This is a genomic window from Bacillus sp. X1(2014) (genome assembly GCF_007678255.1).
Genome location: NZ_VEED01000002.1, coordinates 567,091 through 585,170, shown reverse-complemented (window position 1 = coordinate 585,170; position 18,080 = coordinate 567,091). Strand labels below are relative to the sequence as shown.

14 protein-coding genes are annotated in these 18,080 nt (G+C 40.0%); 13 read left to right on the top strand and 1 reads right to left on the bottom strand.

Annotated features, from left to right (window positions below; translation table 11 throughout):
- Positions 1–166: 166 nt before the first annotated feature.
- The 7 genes from FS608_RS06780 (at position 167) to FS608_RS06750 (ending at position 8,291) form a co-directional block, all read left to right on the top strand.
- A complete protein-coding gene (locus FS608_RS06780; protein ID WP_144548475.1) occupies positions 167–1,963 on the top strand; it encodes a thiamine pyrophosphate-requiring protein in 1,797 nt (598 codons plus the stop codon).
- Between the two features lie 223 nt (positions 1,964–2,186).
- Entirely contained in the window at positions 2,187–3,401 is a 1,215-nt protein-coding gene (locus tag FS608_RS06775) for a CaiB/BaiF CoA transferase family protein (RefSeq protein WP_144548474.1), read from the top strand.
- Positions 3,402–3,405: 4 nt separating this feature from the next.
- On the top strand, positions 3,406–4,353 hold the full coding sequence (locus FS608_RS06770; RefSeq protein ID WP_144548473.1) for a hydroxymethylglutaryl-CoA lyase: 948 nt from the start codon (positions 3,406–3,408) through the stop codon (positions 4,351–4,353).
- 12 nt (positions 4,354–4,365) lie between these two features.
- Positions 4,366–5,172: an enoyl-CoA hydratase-related protein gene (locus tag FS608_RS06765; RefSeq protein ID WP_144548472.1), complete on the top strand. Its 807-nt coding sequence runs from the start codon at positions 4,366–4,368 to the stop codon at positions 5,170–5,172.
- A gap of 191 nt (positions 5,173–5,363) precedes the next feature.
- Positions 5,364–6,425 (top strand): TRAP transporter substrate-binding protein, encoded by a 1,062-nt coding sequence (locus FS608_RS06760; protein WP_144548471.1) that lies wholly within the window; start codon positions 5,364–5,366, stop codon positions 6,423–6,425.
- Positions 6,426–6,581: 156 nt separating this feature from the next.
- Complete coding sequence (locus tag FS608_RS06755; protein WP_222127315.1) at positions 6,582–7,004, top strand: TRAP transporter small permease subunit; 423 nt, start codon at positions 6,582–6,584, stop codon at positions 7,002–7,004.
- Positions 7,005–7,016: 12 nt separating this feature from the next.
- Positions 7,017–8,291: a TRAP transporter large permease gene (locus FS608_RS06750; protein WP_186328633.1), complete on the top strand. Its 1,275-nt coding sequence runs from the start codon at positions 7,017–7,019 to the stop codon at positions 8,289–8,291.
- Between the two features lie 117 nt (positions 8,292–8,408).
- Here the strand turns inward: FS608_RS06750 and FS608_RS06745 are convergent, their stop codons facing one another.
- On the bottom strand, positions 8,409–9,275 hold the full coding sequence (locus tag FS608_RS06745; RefSeq protein WP_144548468.1) for a LysR family transcriptional regulator: 867 nt from the start codon (positions 9,273–9,275) through the stop codon (positions 8,409–8,411).
- Between the two features lie 173 nt (positions 9,276–9,448).
- On the opposite strand from FS608_RS06745, the gene FS608_RS06740 reads away from it, so the two are divergent.
- The 6 genes from FS608_RS06740 (at position 9,449) to FS608_RS06715 (ending at position 17,732) form a co-directional block, all read left to right on the top strand.
- A complete protein-coding gene (locus FS608_RS06740) occupies positions 9,449–10,216 on the top strand; it encodes an electron transfer flavoprotein subunit beta/FixA family protein (protein WP_144548467.1) in 768 nt (255 codons plus the stop codon).
- A gap of 13 nt (positions 10,217–10,229) precedes the next feature.
- Positions 10,230–11,213: an electron transfer flavoprotein subunit alpha/FixB family protein gene (locus FS608_RS06735; protein ID WP_144548466.1), complete on the top strand. Its 984-nt coding sequence runs from the start codon at positions 10,230–10,232 to the stop codon at positions 11,211–11,213.
- 70 nt (positions 11,214–11,283) lie between these two features.
- Positions 11,284–13,323 (top strand): (Fe-S)-binding protein, encoded by a 2,040-nt coding sequence (locus tag FS608_RS06730; RefSeq protein WP_144548465.1) that lies wholly within the window; start codon positions 11,284–11,286, stop codon positions 13,321–13,323.
- 102 nt (positions 13,324–13,425) lie between these two features.
- Positions 13,426–14,883, top strand: coding sequence for an aldehyde dehydrogenase family protein (locus FS608_RS06725; protein ID WP_144548464.1), 1,458 nt, complete (start codon positions 13,426–13,428; stop codon positions 14,881–14,883).
- Between the two features lie 195 nt (positions 14,884–15,078).
- Complete coding sequence (locus FS608_RS06720; protein ID WP_144548463.1) at positions 15,079–16,239, top strand: acyl-CoA dehydrogenase family protein; 1,161 nt, start codon at positions 15,079–15,081, stop codon at positions 16,237–16,239.
- A 47-nt stretch (positions 16,240–16,286) separates the two neighbouring features.
- Positions 16,287–17,732 carry an MmgE/PrpD family protein gene (locus tag FS608_RS06715; RefSeq protein WP_186328632.1) on the top strand — a complete coding sequence of 482 codons (1,446 nt, stop codon included), beginning with the start codon at positions 16,287–16,289 and terminating at the stop codon, positions 17,730–17,732.
- The last annotated feature ends 348 nt before the right edge of the window (positions 17,733–18,080 follow it).

Sequence of the window (18,080 nt, the reverse complement as noted above, 5' to 3'; positions counted from 1 at the left end):
AAATTCACCTTTCTTCCATAGATGCTATCTATGGAAATCATAACTATATTGGTATTGATAAATAGTTTGCTGCTATATATATTTATACTATAGTTAATTGAATAATACAAATTTTAAAAATATTCAGACGTAGTAAGTAAATTTAGCAGGCGAAAGGAGAATGGTTATGGTCCTACAAATAGATTCATCGCTTTTGGTTAATCAAGAAATAAAAGAAAAAGAGTATCAGAGTAAATATACAGGTGCTAGTGCATTAGTAGAAGCATTAGAGGAAGCTGGTGTTTCCTATATCTTCGCCAATTTGGGTAGTGATCACCCAGCAATTATCGAAAGCTGGGCCCAAGCAAAAGTAGATAATATGGAAATGCCAGAAATTATCGTATGTCCCCATGAGTTTGTCGCAATGAGTGCCGCCCATGGATATGCTCAGGTAAGTGGAAAGCCGCAAGCTGTGTTTGTTCATGTGGAGTGTGGAACTCAAAATTTGGGTGGAGCAATTCATAATGCAGCGGTAGGGAAAATCCCAGTGCTGGTTTTTGCAGGTGCCTCTCCATTTACTCAGGAAGGAGAAATGGTTGGAAGCCGGAATGAATTTATCCATTGGTTGCAGGATGTATCGGATCAGCGGGGGATTGTCCGTGAATATATGAAATACAACAATGAAATTAAAACAGGTAAAAATGCGAAGCAGATGGTTCACCGGGCATTGCAAATTGCCCAAAGTGAACCGCAAGGGCCAGTTTATCTAATGGCTGCCAGAGAAGTATTAGAAGAAGAGGTGAAACCTGTTTCAATTGATACAAAAAGATGGGGCCCGATAGCGCCAAGTGCTGTCCATCCCAAAAAAATTGAAGAAATCGGTAAGGCCCTGCTTCAAGCAAAAAAACCGCTGATTGTTACTTCATTCTTGGGGCGTAACAAAGAAGCGGTAAGAAAATTAGTCAGCCTCAGTGATAAGTTAGCTATTCCTGTCATTGAATCTGCACCAAATTATTTGAATTTCCCAGCCGATCACCCAATGCATGTGGGATATCAATGGAATACACCGAAACAAAATGACATTCTTGCAGAAGCAGACCTGATATTAATTTTAGATAGTGATGTGCCATGGATTCCGTTAATTAATAAGCCAACGAAGGATTGTAAAATCTATTACATTGATGTTGATCCTTTAAAAGAACGAACACCTCTTTGGTATATTCCTTCCGAGAGCTTCATGAAAGCGGATTCATTTACAGCACTTCAACAATTGAATGCATGGTTGGAGCAAGAGAAGATTGACGAAGAAACGGTAAACAGACGGTATCACAAAATTTCACAAATCCATAATAAACAAAGAAACGAATGGAGAAATCAAGAAGAGCTAAATGATCCTGACACAATTACACCAGCCTATTTGCTTGCTTGCCTGCGTGAAGCGATTGATGAAGATACTATTGTATTAAATGAAGCCATTACGAATTATGAAAATGTATGTAAACATTTAGGCCGCAACAAACCAGGTACTTATTATGCGAGCGGTGCCAGTGCTTTAGGCTGGAACGGGGGAGCAGCAATCGGGGCAAAATTGGCTGCACCAGATAAGACCGTAATCAGCCTCACCGGCGACGGCACCTACATGTTTAGTAATCCAACACCCGTCCATTGGATGTCTAGAAAATACAATGCTCCATTTTTAACGATCATCTTCAATAATAGAGGATGGGGAGCACCTAGAATGTCGACCCTTGGAGTTCATCCAAACGGAATTGCCAATCAAACCGATCAGTTCTGGGTCAATTTCGATAAACCGGCAGACTATGCAAAGGTAGCAGAGGCAGCAGGCGGAGCCTATCCCATAAAGGTTGAAAAACCCTCAGAAGTAAAAGAAGCATTCCGCCATGGATTAGAGGTTGTGAAAAGACTCGGTAAATCCGTCGTCCTGGATGTACGCGTTCCAGAGGTATCTCAGCAAAAGATTTAAACCACATTATTTAAAATAAGTCAGTGTTAAAGGGCTTGTTGTATTTATATCCAATTGATTGGAGAGGAAATCAATAACTAAGGTTAAACACAGCCAACAATAAAAATAATTTATGGTGACTGTATAAAAGACTTATTTAAAATATTCAAAATATTAGGTTAACATAAAACTATCAATATCATTAGATATAGATTGAAATAAACGTATACGAGGAGGAAAAATAATGTCGGCTATCCTTTCAGGCATTACTGTCTTAGACTTGACACAAAACATAGCTGGACCATTTTGTACCCAATTATTAGGTGATTTAGGGGCGACCGTGATCAAGGTTGAAAAACCTGTTGATGGTGATGATACAAGGCATTGGGGAGGTGAAGGCGCCAGACCAGGTGAATCAGCAGCCTTTATGGCGGTCAATCGAAATAAGAAAAGTGTTTCCATTGATTTGGGAAATCCAAAAGGAATTAAATTGGTCTACGAACTGGCAAAGAAAGTGGACATTCTCGTTCATAGTATGAAGCCGACAACAGCAGAAAAGAAGGGATTGGATTACGAAAAGATTGCTGAACTAAATCCTTCTATTATATATGGTTCGATTAGTGCCTTTGGTGAAATCGGTCCCATGATGACGCTCCCTGGTTATGACCCGCTTATTCAGGCTTACACAGGAATTATGAGTGTGACAGGGAACCCTGGTGATGATCCAGCTCGGGTTGGTGTATCAATAAATGATATGGGATCTGGAATGTGGCTAACGATGGGTATCTTGGCTGCCTTGCATAAACGAAATACAACAGGGGAAGGCAGCAAGGTTTCTAATAGTTTACTAGAAACGGGTGTCACATGGGGCAGCTTACAATTATCTACTTATATGGAAACGGGGAAAGTTCCTCAGAAACTAGGAACAGCCATGCCATTAATTGCTCCATACGAAGCCTTCAAGGCAGAAGATGGCTGGGTGATGATTGCTGCAGGGAATAACCGCTTATTTGAAAAGCTGTGTAACACACTGGACATTATCGAAATACCTGTCGATTCTAGATTTTCAGCAAATAGTGAACGAGTAAAAAATCGTTATGAGTTGCATGATCTGCTTGAAAAAGAAACAGAGAAATATACGGTCGATGTTTTGATCCATATGCTTCGTCAAGGCGGGGTTCCTTGCAGTCCCATTAATTCTCTTGACAAAGTCGTTACAGATGAACAAGTTAATACTCTAGGATTAATCAAGACGGTTGAACACAGTCGAGTGGACGATTATAAAATTGTTGACATTCCGTTTGCCATTAATAATGAAAGAAGTGTGCTTCAAAATATCCCACCCTTGTTAGGTGAACATAGCGAGGAAATATTGAAGCAACTAGGTTATACAGATGGGGAAATCAACCAGCTGTTGGAAGATAAAGTGATTGATATCGTCGATAAAGTGAGGAGGTAGGCAAATGGGATTGCCTAAAAAAGTCGTGGTTTATGAGGTTGGTCCGCGCGAAGGATTTCAAATAGAGGAACAGCCTGTTTTAACAGAAGACAAAGTAAAGTTTGTGAATAAAATCAATCAAACCGGTCTAACAAGTATCGAGGTCACATCTTTCGTACATCCAAAATGGGTTCCGAATATGGCAGATGCGGAAGAGGTGCTTTCTAAAATTGATAGAGTTCCAAACGTGGCCTATCGAACGGTTTATCTAAATGTGAAAGGGCTGCACCGAGCAATCCAGGCAAACGTTAACATTGATGGTGTAATTTCTCTATCCGCAAGTAACAAATTTGCCAAGAGAAATACCAATAAAACAACAGATGAATTGCTAGGAACGATTCCAGCTTGGGTAGAGGCGTATCGCGAAGTTAGTATCCCTGTTGACCAAATTGCATTAATGGCCACGTTTGGCTGCAATTTTGAAGGAGTTATCTCCATAGAGCAGGTGTTGAATGTTCTCCGAAAAGGGAAAGCAGCTCTAGAGAAAAACGGAGAAACACTAAGAAAGCTGAAGCTTTGTGATACGATGGGCTGGGCCAATCCGGAACAAATCAAGCGCACGCTGTTTGCGATTAAAAACGAGTGGCCGGAATTAGATATTATTTTACATCTGCATGATACCCGCGGGCTTGGGATGGCTAATGCTTACGCAGCACTTCAAGAGGGTGTAACTGAATTTGAATCGGCTATAGCCGGTCTTGGCGGTTGCCCGTTTGCAGCAGTGAAGGGGGCAGCAGGAAATATCTCCACCGAGGATTTAGTTTTTTTATGTGAAAGTCTCGGAATTGAGACGGGAATCAACCTTGAAGCGCTTTTAGAATGTGTAGAATTAGCTGAGAACATTGTAGGCCGTAATCTGCCAGGGCATCTACGCAGCGGTGGATTACTTTTAAAAAGTAAAACAGTTTTATAAGGAGTGACAATTATGCAAACCGAATTAAACAAACTGGAAATGATTAAAGCAGAGTTTCGTGGGGAAAATGAAGAGATTTTGGTTGTGACCCTCAATCGACCGAACGCAATGAACTCAATGAACACGCAGTTAATTAAAGAGGCATTGGAGCTGTTTCGTGAGCAGGCATACAACACTAAATTAAGATGTGTGGTGATTACTGGAGCAGGTGAAAAGGCATTCTCTGCCGGGGGTGATTTGAAGGAAAGAAATGGAATGAGTGATGAGGACTGGAAGAAGCAGCATCATTTGATTGAAGATAAGGCGCTGGCAATTAAGGATTTTCCTACACCTGTAATAGCGGCAGTAGAAGGATTTGCAATCGGTGGCGGTTGCGAAGTAGCCCTGATGGCTGACTTTATCATTGCATCAGAAACAGCTAAGTTTGGGCTTGCTGAGGTAACGAGAGGAATTTTACCAGGTGCTGGAGGATTACAAAATCTTTCGAGGGCTGTTGGTATGCGTCGGGCAAAGGAGTTGATTTATACCGGCCGTTTATTTGATGCAGAGCTTGCCTATGAGTGGGGAATGGTCAATCGTGTGGTTGCAAAAGGACAAGCACTTGAAGTTGCATTGGAAGTTGCACAAGAAATTGTGAATAGTGCACCAATCTCTGTAAAACTAGCAAAGACGTGTGTCAGCCGAGGCACCGAAGTCGATTTCCATACAGGATATGCACTGGATTTAGCTGCTTATAATGTTGTCGTTCCTACAGAGGATCGATTAGAGGGCGTTGCCGCATTTAATGAAAAAAGAAAACCAAACTGGAAAAATCGGTAGTATCGTAGTTAAGTGATTTATAGATAAACCATCAACACAAATATCCCCATTGGAGCATATAGTCCTTCTAATATCATTGTGGAAAATGAAAGCGCATCCGTAGAATTATTTCTATTTGAGAGTTACCAAATACTGCTTATTTGTCATCAAGAATGGCAAGATGTGTGGAACATTAAAAGGGAGGGAATTTGATGGGATTGAATTTAAAAAAAGGGTTGCTGGGAGTACTTATGTCCGGCTTACTTTTATCAGGATGCAGCAGCCAATCAGCTGAACCTTCATCCGCTGGTTCAGGTGGTAAAAAACAAGAAACGATGAATATTCGAATTGCGTATAACTTACAAAAAGAGCATTCGGTAGGTGTGTTTTTTGAAACTCTTGCAAAGGAAATTGAAAAAAATACCGAAAATACTTCCATAAAAATAAAGGCTCAGACCTTTTCTGATGGTCAACTTTATAATGATACGCAAATGGGTGATGCAATAAGTCAAGGGGGAGTAGAAATTGGAGGGATGAATGCGGGCCTAGTAGCCACTTCATCTGCGCCACTTTTAGCATCCTTTGATTTACCGTTTTTGTTTGATTCATGGGAAGCAGAAGCTGCTGCAATTGATGGGGAGTATGGTAACCTGATTAGTAAAGATTTTGAAAACTTGAATATTAAGTTAATCGGCTGGGCTAAGTATGGAACGGGTGATCTTTATGGTAGTAAACCTATAAATGTTCCAAGTGATCTGAAAAAATTAAAGTTCAGATCAGTTGGCCAGGCAATAACCGAATGGTTAGAGGATATGGGGGCTGCCCCGGTGACGATGAGTTCCCAGGAAGTTTTTCAGGCAATGGAAAGAGGAATGATTGATGGTTATGCGACTGGAGCTTCATCCGTTATTGATCGAAGTTTTTATGAGGTAACAAAATATGGTACTGATATGAATACGATTCAGACAACTTTCCCAGCTGGTGCGAATTTAAAATGGTGGAAGGGTCTTCCTGATGACGTAAAAGAAGCAATTCTCAAAGCTGGCAAAACCGCAACTGATGTATCAAGAGAAAAAGCCAAAGCAGATGATCAAAAGTATAAGGATAAAATGCAGGAATTGGGTGTAAGGCTGCATAAACCAAATGCAGAGGAATTCAAACTTTGGAAAGAATCTACAAAAGATTTATACAAAGACTTCCTAAAAACAAGTGATAAAGCACAACCACTGATGGATGCAGTTCAAAAAGCAAATGAAGAAAATCCAGCGAAGTAATTTTGGGGGGATTCGGGGGTTGGGAAACCAATCCTCCGATGAATAACACAGACAAGTATATGAGAAGGGAAAGGAGCATCCATAGAATATATGATTTATATCGTCAAGATTTTTAATGGAGTGAACCGATTTTGCATATATGTCGCAGCTTTCCTTATGGCTGTTTTAGGTTTTGCTGTTTTTTATGAAATTATTTCAAGATATATATTTAATTCTCCAACCATCTGGTCCTATGAGCTATCTAGTTATATGGTGCAATTTATCGCCTTTTTTTCAATGGGGATATTATTAATTGAAAAAAAACACATCCGAGTTACCTTTTTAATCGAAAAATTAACAGGGACAAAAAGAAAAATATTAGAGTTAGTTACAGTCTTTTTAACAATTCCATATTCCATTATCCTGGTTATTTATGGATTTAATTTTGCAGAAAATGCCTTTAGATTAGGGGCTACAGCACCCACATTGTTAGCAACACCTTTATGGATACCATACTCATTCATCCTAGCCAGTGGCATTCTCCTGATTATGGCGGCTATCAGTTCAATGATTAGTATCACGCAAGAAAATTACCATTAAGGAGTGGATAGCTTGATTTCTGTTACGTCCATAATTATCTTATTTGCAGTTCTATTCCTATGTTTAATCATCGGTGTTCCCATTGGTTTTACATTAGGCCTTTCCGGTCTTGTCACAATTCTTAGCGTAGGGTCTCAATTTATGATTCAAGTACCTTTAACGCTGAATAAGACTCTTTCTGAATTTGTTTTTGTTGCAATTCCCCTATACGTTTTAATGGGTGAAATCCTCTATCAGGGGAAAGGAGGGGAACGTATTTTCCATCTTGTGAATTCCTGGATTGGGCGCATTCGTGGGGGAACGGGAGTGGCAACTGTCGCAGCTTATACCTTTTTCGCAGCCATTGTTGGTTCCAGTATGACGTCGGTTCTTACGATTGGTAAAATTGCCATACCGGAAATGAGAAAACAAAATTATAATAAGACTCTTACGTATGGGTTATCTGCTGTCGGCGGTTCGTTAGGTATGTTAATTCCCCCGAGTATGGGATTAATCTTATATGCCTCCATAACAGGGGTGTCACCTAGTAAATTATTTATGGCAGGAGTGGTGCCTGGCCTTCTTATTGCGGGTTTCCTCGGAGTTTGGGTAGCTTTTAAAGCTCCAAAAGCCATCAAAATAGAAGAATCATTCACAAAAGCTAGTTTTGGTGATGTTTTGAAAGCGATTCCTGACTTATTACTTCCTGTAATTGTCCTTGGCGGTATATACGCAGGAATATACTCCCCTACAGAGGCTGCTGCAGTGGGGGTGGTTTATGCACTTATTCTATCTGTGGTCTTTCATCGGAGTTTATCAATTAAACAACTTCCTGCAATTCTTATCGAATCAGCAAAAACAACAGCTATGCTGCTTACCATTGTAGTTGGAGCTCTTGTATTCGGGTCTGCATTAACACTGGTAGGACTTTCTGATTTCTTGGGAACTTGGATTTCAGGTATGGATGTCTCTCCTTGGCTAGTTCTACTAGCAATGAACCTAATTTGGCTTGTCATGGGATTCTTTCTAGAGGTTGTTTCAATTCTATTGATCACAACACCTATCTTTTTCCCAATTATTATGACATTAGGTTATGATCCAGTCTGGTTTGGTATCCTGATGATGATTAACATGGAACTTGCGGTTATTACACCTCCAGTTGGAATGAATTTATTTGCTTTAAAAACGCTTGTACCAGAGGAATCAATGGAACGGATCATAAGGGGGGCGGTCCCTTCAATAGTAATCGTCGTTCTGGCACTAGCCTTAGTTTGGTTATTCCCAGATATAGCAGTTGGTATTTTGTAAGAGAATTAGTTATTTCTATTCTAAAATAAAAAGGCCCATTGTCACGAAAGGGGAGAAGGAAGCTCGGTTTCTCCTGGATTTCAGACAATGGGTTATTTCTGTTTCTGACTAATACTTTCACAACTGAGGTAATCTGATATTAATAAAATCGATAAATGCTTTAATTACGGCTGATTCCATAGACTCATAGCGATAAATGATAGAGGTTTTACGAATAATAGGTGTATTATTTTTATCCAGCAATTTTAATTTATAAATATCCTCGTTTTCAACAATAGCTGAGCTTGGGAATATTGCATAACCAAGACCCCGCGAAACCATATTCTTGCAGATTTCGAGTTGATTGACTTCCATTGTCACAAGTGGCGGTTCAGTGAAATGCTGATCCCACCAATTATTTATGATTTGTTTCAAATTATACTCGTTTTTACAATTAATCCGTGGTAAATAGGGTAATTGATCCAGAGTGATTTTTTGTTTTGAAGCAACTATAAGTGGTTCTTCACTAATGACCTTTTTGGCTTCTGACCAAAAATGCTCGCCGCGAATAATCCCAATTTGGGCCTCTTCCTTATTGACGAGTTGAACCATTTCCGAACTCCACCCCGTAATCAGGTTCACCTCCACATCGGGATAAAGAGAAAGAAAATCCTTTAAGATCATGGGCAGGGGATGAATAGCAAAGCTAGTAGAAACGGCCAGTCGTAATTTCCCTTGAATCTTATTATCCATATTTTTTAAAGTCTCTTTTACATTGCGAAATTCCACAATCATCTTTTCGGCATAGCGATAGACATATTCCCCTTCCATCGTAAATTCAATTCCCTTTTTACCTCTGTTGACAATTTTAGCGTCGAATTCCTGTTCAATTGCCTGGAGCCGATAAGTAAGAGCAGGCTGGGTTATGTAAAGCCTTTCAGCAGCCTTTGTAATGTTTTTTTCTTCGTATAGTGTTTTTAAGATTAACCAGTCTTTTTCCTGCATATTAACTCCTTCCAACCTTTCATTAGATCGAATCCATAAAAAATATTTATGGTCAGCATTAAATAACTGAATTTTCCCTATTTATAAAATTATTATACAATTTAATCAAATAATAAAACAATTCAATTTTAAGAATTGAGAGGTTATAAATACCATTAAAGGAGGCAAAAGTCGTGAATATTGTTGTGATTATGAAACAAACATTTGATACGGAGGAAAAAATAGTAGTAAATAGTGGACAGATTTCTGAAGCTGGAGCGAAGTTCATAATAAATCCTTATGATGAATACGCCATTGAGGAAGCTGTAGCATTGAAAGAAAAATTTGGCGGAGAAGTCACCGTCATTTCGATTGGACCATCAAGGGTGGAGGCATCTTTACGGACGGCAATCGCAATGGGGGCGGATAAAGCAATTATTGTCGATGATGAATCCCTGTTTGGGGATGAATATACCAGCTCCAAAGTTTTAGCAGCGTTAATAAAGAACAGGCCGTTTGATCTCATTTTCGGAGGAAATATGTCAATCGACAATGGATCCGGTCAAGTTGCTCAACGTTTGGCGGAAGAATTAAATATTGACCATGTTGGGACTGTAACGAAATTAACAATTGAATCAGGCAAGGCAATCCTCGAAAGGGATGCAGAAGGCAACACGGAAATAATTGAATCCTCCCTGCCATTATTGGTAACGGCACAACAGGGTTTGAATGAACCGCGTTATCCATCTCTACCGGGTATTATGAAGGCGAAAAAGAAGCCGATTGAACATGTAAGCGCCTCTGATTTAGGAATAAATTCACCAGAGATTCAAGCAAGGACGATCATTCTAGATCAGTATTTGCCAGCAAAAAAAGCTGCAGGCAAAATCTTGGAAGGTGAAATACAAGATCAGACCAAAGAATTAGTACAGCTTCTACGTCAGGAAGCAAAAGTAATATAAGGGGGATATGAACATGAGTAAAAAGGTATTAGTTTTAGCCGAAATGAGAGACGGAAATATTCGAAATGTTTCCTTTGAGGCGTTATCTGCAGCGAAACGGATATCGCAAGATGGTGAAATTATTGCCGCAGTTCTTGGCAGTAATGCTCCTTTACAGGCCTCTATTTTGGGGCAGTATGGGGCAGACAAAGTTTACATTTTGGAAAATCAGAAGTTGGATCAATATACTCCTAGTGTTTATTTGCAAGCTTTTATGCAAGTCGTTCAATCTACCAATCCTGATGTCATCCTTTTGGGCCATACAGCAATTGGGAAGGATTTAGCGCCAAGAGTGGCAGCAAGACTGGGCATCGGGTTAATTTCTGATGCAACAGATTTGGTTCTTGAAGAAAATGAGATTGTCTTTACTCGTCCCATTTATTCTGGAAAAGCCTTTCAAAAGAAAAAGACAACAGACAGTACTGTATTTGCGACCATTCGTCCCAATAACATTCCAATGGGAGAACCGGATAAAAATCGAAATGCTGAACTGATTTCCTTTTCGGCAGAGATTACGGATCTGCGGATGATCATAAAAGAAGTAGTGAAAAAAGCCGCCGATGGAGTGGATTTAACCGAGGCGAAGATTATTGTTTCCGGAGGCAGAGGGGTTAAAAGTGCTGATGGATTTGAACCTCTGAAAGAACTTGCCAATGTATTAGGTGCTGGTGTTGGTGCTTCCCGAGGAGCCTGTGATGCAAAATTTTGTGATTATTCCATGCAAATAGGACAGACAGGGAAAGTGGTGACGCCGGATTTATATATTGCCTGTGGAATATCAGGTGCGATACAGCATTTAGCTGGGATGTCTAGCTCCAAGTTTATTGTTGCGATTAATAAGGACCCTGAAGCTCCAATTTTTAATGTTGCAGATTATGGAATCGTCGGGGATCTATTTGAAGTAGTGCCGCTATTGACAGAAGAGTTTAAAAAAGCATTGGAAGGGGCAGCCGTCTAAGAGAATAGGAAGAAGGGAAATCCCCCCTTCTCCCTATTAAACTATAAATCAATAAAATAAGGAGTATGACATGTTTGCTCTCGTGAATTTTCTCTTGTTTATGACCGTAACAGCTTATGCATTGTATTTATTTATCCATATCGTTTATTCCAGATATTTATTTGTAAAACTAGGCAAGAAGGTAGATTTTGAGTTAAATCTAAAAGAACGTATCAATGCTGTGTTGGTGAATGGATTTGGCCAAAGAAAATTGTTTAAAGATAAGAAAAGCGGACTAATGCATTTTGTCTTATTCTACGGGTTCTTTATCATTCAAGTAGGACTCATCGAAATCATTCTTAAGGGTTTTTTTATCGGTTATGAATTTCCTTTTGGTGAAGCCCATAAATACTTCAGTTTTCTTCAAGAGTGGACGACGTTCCTCATGTTGTGCGGTGTGTTATATGCTCTTTACCGAAGATATGGTGAAAAATTAAAGCGATTACAATGGAAAAGAAATTTAAAAGCAGCGATCGTTTATATCGCTTTGACGACACTAACGGTTTCGATTCTGCTGACACTTGGTTTTGAAAAGGTAATGCTAGAGTCTCAACCTGATATGGTACGCGCCCCGTTCTCTGGAATGATTGCAACGGTATTTTCAGGAATTGGTCCCACGATGGGGACAGTCTTATTCTACATTTTTTGGTGGGTTCATCTATTAACGGTATTGTCATTTATGGTGTTCGTTCCACAATCCAAGCAAATGCATGAACTGTTTGCCATGTTCAACATCTTTTTCAAAAAGATTGGCCCTGTTGGAAAATTGAGGAAAATAGATTTTGGAGATGAAGAAGCCGAGGAATTTGGGGTAGGAAAAATCGAAGATTTTACCCAGCAACAATTAATAGATTTATATGCTTGCGCAGAATGCGGGCGATGCACGAATATGTGTCCTGCTTCTGGAACGGGAAAAATGCTTTCTCCTATGGAGCTGATTACTAAGCTTAGAGATCACTTGACCGAAAAAGGAGCGGCGGTTACATCGCGTTCACCATGGATGCCGGCTATTTCCTTTAGTGGTACAGCAGCAAATCAAATCGCTGCAGGGTTAGCAGCCCCTTCTGAAAATCTAATCGGGGATGTTATTACCGAAGAAGAACTTTGGGCATGTACAACATGCCGTAATTGTGAAGATCAATGTCCAGTGATGAATGAACATGTTGATAAAATTATTGATCTTCGCCGCTATCTGGTCATGACACAAGGGGAAATGCCTAATGATGTTTCTCGCTATATGCAAAACATCGAAAGGCAAAGTAATCCTTGGGGCCTTAATCGTAATGATCGTCTTAAATGGCGTGAAGGCATGGAAGAAATCGTCCAGACCGTTCAAGAAAAGGAAAGCTTTAATGTTTTATTCTGGGTAGGTTCTATGGGGTCATATGACATGCGAAGCCAGAAGATTGCCAGATCATTAGCCAATATCATGCATAAGGCAGGGGTTAACTTTGCAATCCTCGGAAATGAGGAACTGAATTCCGGGGATACAGCCCGCCGATTAGGAAATGAGTACTTATTCCAGGAATTGTGTGCACAAAACATTGAAACATTCCAGAATTATGGTGTAAATAAAATTGTCACTATCTGTCCGCACACTTATAATTCGTTTAAAAATGAATATCCTGAATTTGGATTAGAAGCAGAAGTCTATCATCATACAGAGTTTATTTGGAATTTAATCGAAACCAAGCAGATTCAACCAGTTAACGAAGTTCGAGAAGCCATTGCCTACCACGATTCCTGCTATTTGGGAAGATATAATAATATATTTGATATTCCCCGTAAAATCCTTCACTCGATCCCTGGAATATCTGTGCTGGAGATGGAGCGCAATCGGGAAAATGCCATGTGCTGCGGAGCTGGCGGGGGAATGATGTGGGTAGAAGAAAAAGCAGGAAAACGTGTGAATGTGGAACGCAGTGAACAGGCACTCAGTCTTAATCCAACGGCAATCGGCAGCAATTGTCCTTATTGCTTAACGATGATGAGTGATGGTGTGAAAGCAGCAGAAAAGGAAGAGCAAGTAAGTACGTTGGATATTGCAGAAATTGTAGAAAAATCATTGTAATACTTCAAAAAGCTCAATGCTGACATCCTGATTAAAAAGCTATTAGAGTTATATTTAATCATAAATCTAGCTTTAGTAATAAAAAATTTAGGGGGATTGTAAATGGAAAATTTAAGATGGAGCAAAATGTACATCAATGGAAAATGGAGGGAAGGGACCAGCAGTAAAACCCACACCCAAATTAATCCTTATAATGGTGAAAAAATTGCAGAAATCCGGTTTGCAAGCAGAGCTGATATTGATGAAGCCTATCAGGCAGCCCAAACGGCGCAAAAGGAATGGGCAAACGTACCTGCTATTGAAAAATCGAAACTTATTGAGAATGCCATTGCAGTTATGGAACGACGTCAAGATGAATTTGTTCACCTTCTAATTAAGGAAGCCGGAGGAACACATTTTAAGAGTCAACTAGAGTTATTAGGAATTGGGGCCGGTTTTATGAAAGAAGCAGCCACCTACCCAATGCGGATGCATGATGAGTTTCTTCCATCTATTATTCCTGGTAAGGAAAACAGGCTTACTCGATTACCGTTAGGGGTTGTTGGGGTCATCTCCCCATGGAATTTTCCGTTTCATTTAACGATGCGTTCAGTGGTATCTGCACTTGCAACTGGAAATGGCGTTGTCTTAAAACCGGCAACTTTAACGTACATTACCGGTGGTTTGATCATTGCTGAAATCTTTGAAGAAGCAGGAATTCCAAAAGGGTTACTAAATGTTGTGGTTGGGGCAGGTAGTGAAATAGGTGATTATTTTGTTGAGCATCCAATTCCAAGAATGATTTCATTTACAGGGTCTACTGAAATTGGGGAAAGAATTGGAGCCTTGGCAGGTGGAAAATTAAAGAAAACAGCCCTTGAATTAGGTGGTAATGCTGGATTTATTGTTTTAGATGACGCTGACATTAATAAGGCTGCCTCAGCTGCTGTTTTTGGTAAATATACGCACCAGGGTCAAATTTGTATGGCGATTAATCGCATTATTGTCGATCGGAAAGTGTATCCTCAGTTTGTAAATGTATTTAAGGAAAAAGTAAGTAGATTAAAATCTGGAGATCCAATGGATCCTGAAACAGATATTGGTCCACTAATTGAACGTAGTCAAGTAGATGGTATTAGAAGATTAATAGACAGAGCCGTATTGGATGGAGCTCGTCTTGAACTGGAAGGTTATGTTGAAGGAAATTTAATGACACCATATATTTTAACGGATGTAACAAATGACATGGAAATTGCACAGTCAGAAATTTTTGGTCCTGTTGCAGTTATTATTCCAGTGGATGGTGAAGCAGAAGCAATTGAGATTGCAAATGATACAGTTCATGGATTAACTGGTTCTGTTTTCACTAGCTCTGTGGAAAGAGGAGTGCAAGTGGCTCAACAAATCCATACAGGAATGGTTCATATCAATGATCAAACGGTTAATGATGAGCCACATATTCCATTTGGCGGAGAAAAGGCTTCTGGTCTTGGACGTTTTAACGGAGAATATGCACTGGAAGAATTTACGACGGTAAAATGGATTTCTGTTATGCGCGAACCCCGTTTGTTCCCGTATTAATTATTACGATCTACGAGGAGGAAGGAGAACAAGCCATCCCCTCCTCGCCAACTTACCCACCGTGCAATTAGGTAGGATATTCTATTTCCTTCATTATGTAGGCCAACATATCAAGAAATAGTTAGACACATTATTAAATTCATAGTTACAGTCAATGAATATAGTCGATTAAATTATAAAAATGAGGTGGAAAGAATGGATTTTGAATATAGCGAATTACAAGAAGATATTAGACATGGCGTAAGAGAAATATGTAATAGGTATGATGAAGAATATTGGAGAAAATGTGATGCTGCCGGAGAATACCCGGAAGAATTCGTCGATGCAATGGTCAAAGCAGGTTGGTTATCCGCACTTATTCCTGAGGAATATGGTGGTGCAGGTCTAGGTTTATCCGAAGCGGCAATCATATTGGAAGAAGTCAACCGTTCTGGGGGTGCAGGTACTGCTTGTCATGCGCAAATGTATACGATGGGTGCAGTATTAAGACACGGCAGTGAAGAACAGAAGAGAAAATATCTCCCACAAATTGCAAATGGAACGTTAAGATTACAATCCATGGGTGTGACAGAACCAGATGCAGGTTCAGATACGACGAAAATTAAGACGTTTGCTGAGAAAAAAGGCGATCGATATATCATTAATGGTCAGAAAATTTTCACCTCCCGCTACCAGCATTCAGACATGCTTTTACTTTTAACAAGGACGACACCACTTGATAAGGTTGATAAGAAGACGAAGGGATTAAGCTTATTTTTAATCGATACAAGAGAAGTTGGCGATGCGATCGTGGCCACTCCAATTGACACGATGGTTCACCATGAAACGAACGTCCTCTATATTAATGACCTGGAAGTTCCAGCCGATGCTTTAGTTGGAGAAGAAGGAAATGGATTATATTGTATTCTGGATGGCTTGAACGCTGAGCGGATTTTAGCCTCTGCACAAGCTGTTGGAGATGGAAAATACTTTGTCGAGAAGGCTGCCCGTTATGCCAAAGAGCGGATTGTCTTTGACCGTCCAATTGGCCAAAATCAGGGGATTCAATTCCCAATTGCCAAAGCCTATACCAATGTTATGGCTGGCGAGGTCATGATGCATAAAGCAGCTGCAAAGTTTGATAAGGGGCTTCATTGTGGGGCAGAAGCCAATATGGCTAAGTATCTTTGTACAGAAGCGGCTTGGGAAGCTGGTGAAGCAGCGATGACTACCTTTGGAGGCTATTCTGTTGCAAAAGAATATCATATTGAAAGAAAATGGAAGGAATCACGTTTAGCTAGAAATGCTCCAGTTTCTAACAATTTAATTTTAAGTTATGTTGGCCAGCACGTTCTTAAAATGCCAAGATCTTTTTAATAGATGAAGATGATGCATATGAAATGCGTAAAGGTGGAAATGGGAAAATGTCGAATAAACTGATGGGAAAAATAACTCAATTTATTACGGAAACACAATATAGTCATTTGCCGCCTGATTTAGTGAAACTCGCTAAATTGGCAATCCTCGATACCATCGGTGTCAGTCTCGCCGGATGGAAAGAGCCTGCAGTTGAAATCGTAAAGCAAGTATACTCGGCAGAAACCCATAATCCTAATGGCTCCTCCCTTTGGGGGGAGGAAGCCAAGATCAATGTAGAAAACGCGGCCATTATTAATGGTACCGCGTCGCATGTGCTTGACTTTGATGATGCAGCCCCTAGTGTGATCACCCATCCAAGTGCACCTATCCTATCTGCGGTTATCCCTCTTGCTGAAAAACTTGCCAGTTCTGGGAAACAAGTCATAACGGCCTATTCCATTGGTACAGAGGTCATGCAGCGACTCGGGCTAATCGTTGATTTAAAACACTATCAACTCGGCTGGCACTCAACCGCTACATTGGGAACAATTGGGGCCGCTGCCGCATGTAGTTATCTTTACGGTTTAAACGAGGAAGAAAGTTCGAATGCCATTGCCATTTCCGCTTCAATGGCAGGCGGACTGCAGAAAAATTTTGGTACAATGACAAAGTCTTTTCACGTCGGTTTAGCGGCGTCACTTGGTATTCAGGCTGCCACCTTGGCTAAACATGAATTCACCGGCAACCCTGAAATATTTGGGTCAAGAGGCTTTTTACATGCGTTTACCGGTGGTGAAAATGCTGAGAGATTGATTAAACAAGTTGAATCGATACGTTTTGGGGAACCGTACGATTTATTAGAGGCAGGACTTGCCGTTAAGAAGTTTCCATGCTGCTATGCCACACATCGATTTATTCATGGGGTATTGTCGATTTCAGCGGAACATAATATTCACTTGGAAGATATCGAGGAAATCTCTTTAACGGCACCTCCAGGTGGATTGTTACCACTCGTTCATTCACGGCCGGTAACAGGATTACAAGGGAAATTTAGTGCAGAGTATACAGCACTAGCGGCAGTGGCCGATGGCTATATCAAACTGAGCAGCTTTGAAAATCAGCAAGTAACGCGTCCTGAAATCCAAAAAAAGCTTCCTCTCATTAAGGTATCAGAGATGGAAGGAGAAACTAAAACAGGCCAAGAAATTGAAAATTTGCCAGTCGAAATACAAATAAAAACAACGATTGGGAAAATCGTGGGGAAACAGGTTTGGCATGCACCTGGTACAAAAAGCAATCCTTTAAGTGATACAGAACATCGGGAAAAATGGGTTGATTGTCTGGCTCACTACGCTAAGGAAGCTGCACTGCCAAATGCTGGTTTTCGAGCGGCGGCCGCTCATGAACTCTATGATGCTGGGTTAAAAATAGACTCCTATGAGTATTTTGCCCACTGGATTTCCGAGATTCAGCAACACTTCAACTTTTCTTCAAATGTTGTAAGAAAGTAAGCTTTTTGTATATACCAGAACATGCTCGCTATTGAAGGCGACCAGAAGAGAGATTAATAGATCTAGTCATTTTGAACGAAGGTATTTAATTAGACTGACTCAAAGATCGTTGAATAACGACTCTTTTGGGTCATTTTTTTATTCCCATTCTGTTTTTATAGTAAATTTAACTAATTCACAAATAATTACTTCATGGTTCCCTCTCATTATTACTAACATAATTCACATGAATATATTAATATTTAATAAATTTTATTATATTTTTCTATGATTTCAATAAAAAGTGACATTAAATTTCAGAATATTTAGAAGTATCATAGAATTACAAAGTAAATGAGGAGGCTGAAT

What these genes read in the sequence shown, in the direction of transcription:
- FS608_RS06780 (WP_144548475.1), top strand. Translation starts at nt 167, where the DNA reads ATGGTCCTACAAATAGATTCATCGCTTTTGGTTAATCAAGAAATAAAA.
- FS608_RS06775 (WP_144548474.1), top strand. Translation starts at nt 2,187, where the DNA reads ATGTCGGCTATCCTTTCAGGCATTACTGTCTTAGACTTGACACAAAAC.
- FS608_RS06770 (WP_144548473.1), top strand. Translation starts at nt 3,406, where the DNA reads ATGGGATTGCCTAAAAAAGTCGTGGTTTATGAGGTTGGTCCGCGCGAA.
- FS608_RS06765 (WP_144548472.1), top strand. Translation starts at nt 4,366, where the DNA reads ATGCAAACCGAATTAAACAAACTGGAAATGATTAAAGCAGAGTTTCGT.
- FS608_RS06760 (WP_144548471.1), top strand. Translation starts at nt 5,364, where the DNA reads ATGGGATTGAATTTAAAAAAAGGGTTGCTGGGAGTACTTATGTCCGGC.
- FS608_RS06755 (WP_222127315.1), top strand. Translation starts at nt 6,582, where the DNA reads ATGGCTGTTTTAGGTTTTGCTGTTTTTTATGAAATTATTTCAAGATAT.
- FS608_RS06745 (WP_144548468.1), bottom strand. Translation starts at nt 9,275, where the DNA reads ATGCAGGAAAAAGACTGGTTAATCTTAAAAACACTATACGAAGAAAAA.
- FS608_RS06735 (WP_144548466.1), top strand. Translation starts at nt 10,230, where the DNA reads ATGAGTAAAAAGGTATTAGTTTTAGCCGAAATGAGAGACGGAAATATT.
- FS608_RS06730 (WP_144548465.1), top strand. Translation starts at nt 11,284, where the DNA reads ATGTTTGCTCTCGTGAATTTTCTCTTGTTTATGACCGTAACAGCTTAT.
- FS608_RS06725 (WP_144548464.1), top strand. Translation starts at nt 13,426, where the DNA reads ATGGAAAATTTAAGATGGAGCAAAATGTACATCAATGGAAAATGGAGG.
- FS608_RS06720 (WP_144548463.1), top strand. Translation starts at nt 15,079, where the DNA reads ATGGATTTTGAATATAGCGAATTACAAGAAGATATTAGACATGGCGTA.
- FS608_RS06715 (WP_186328632.1), top strand. Translation starts at nt 16,287, where the DNA reads ATGTCGAATAAACTGATGGGAAAAATAACTCAATTTATTACGGAAACA.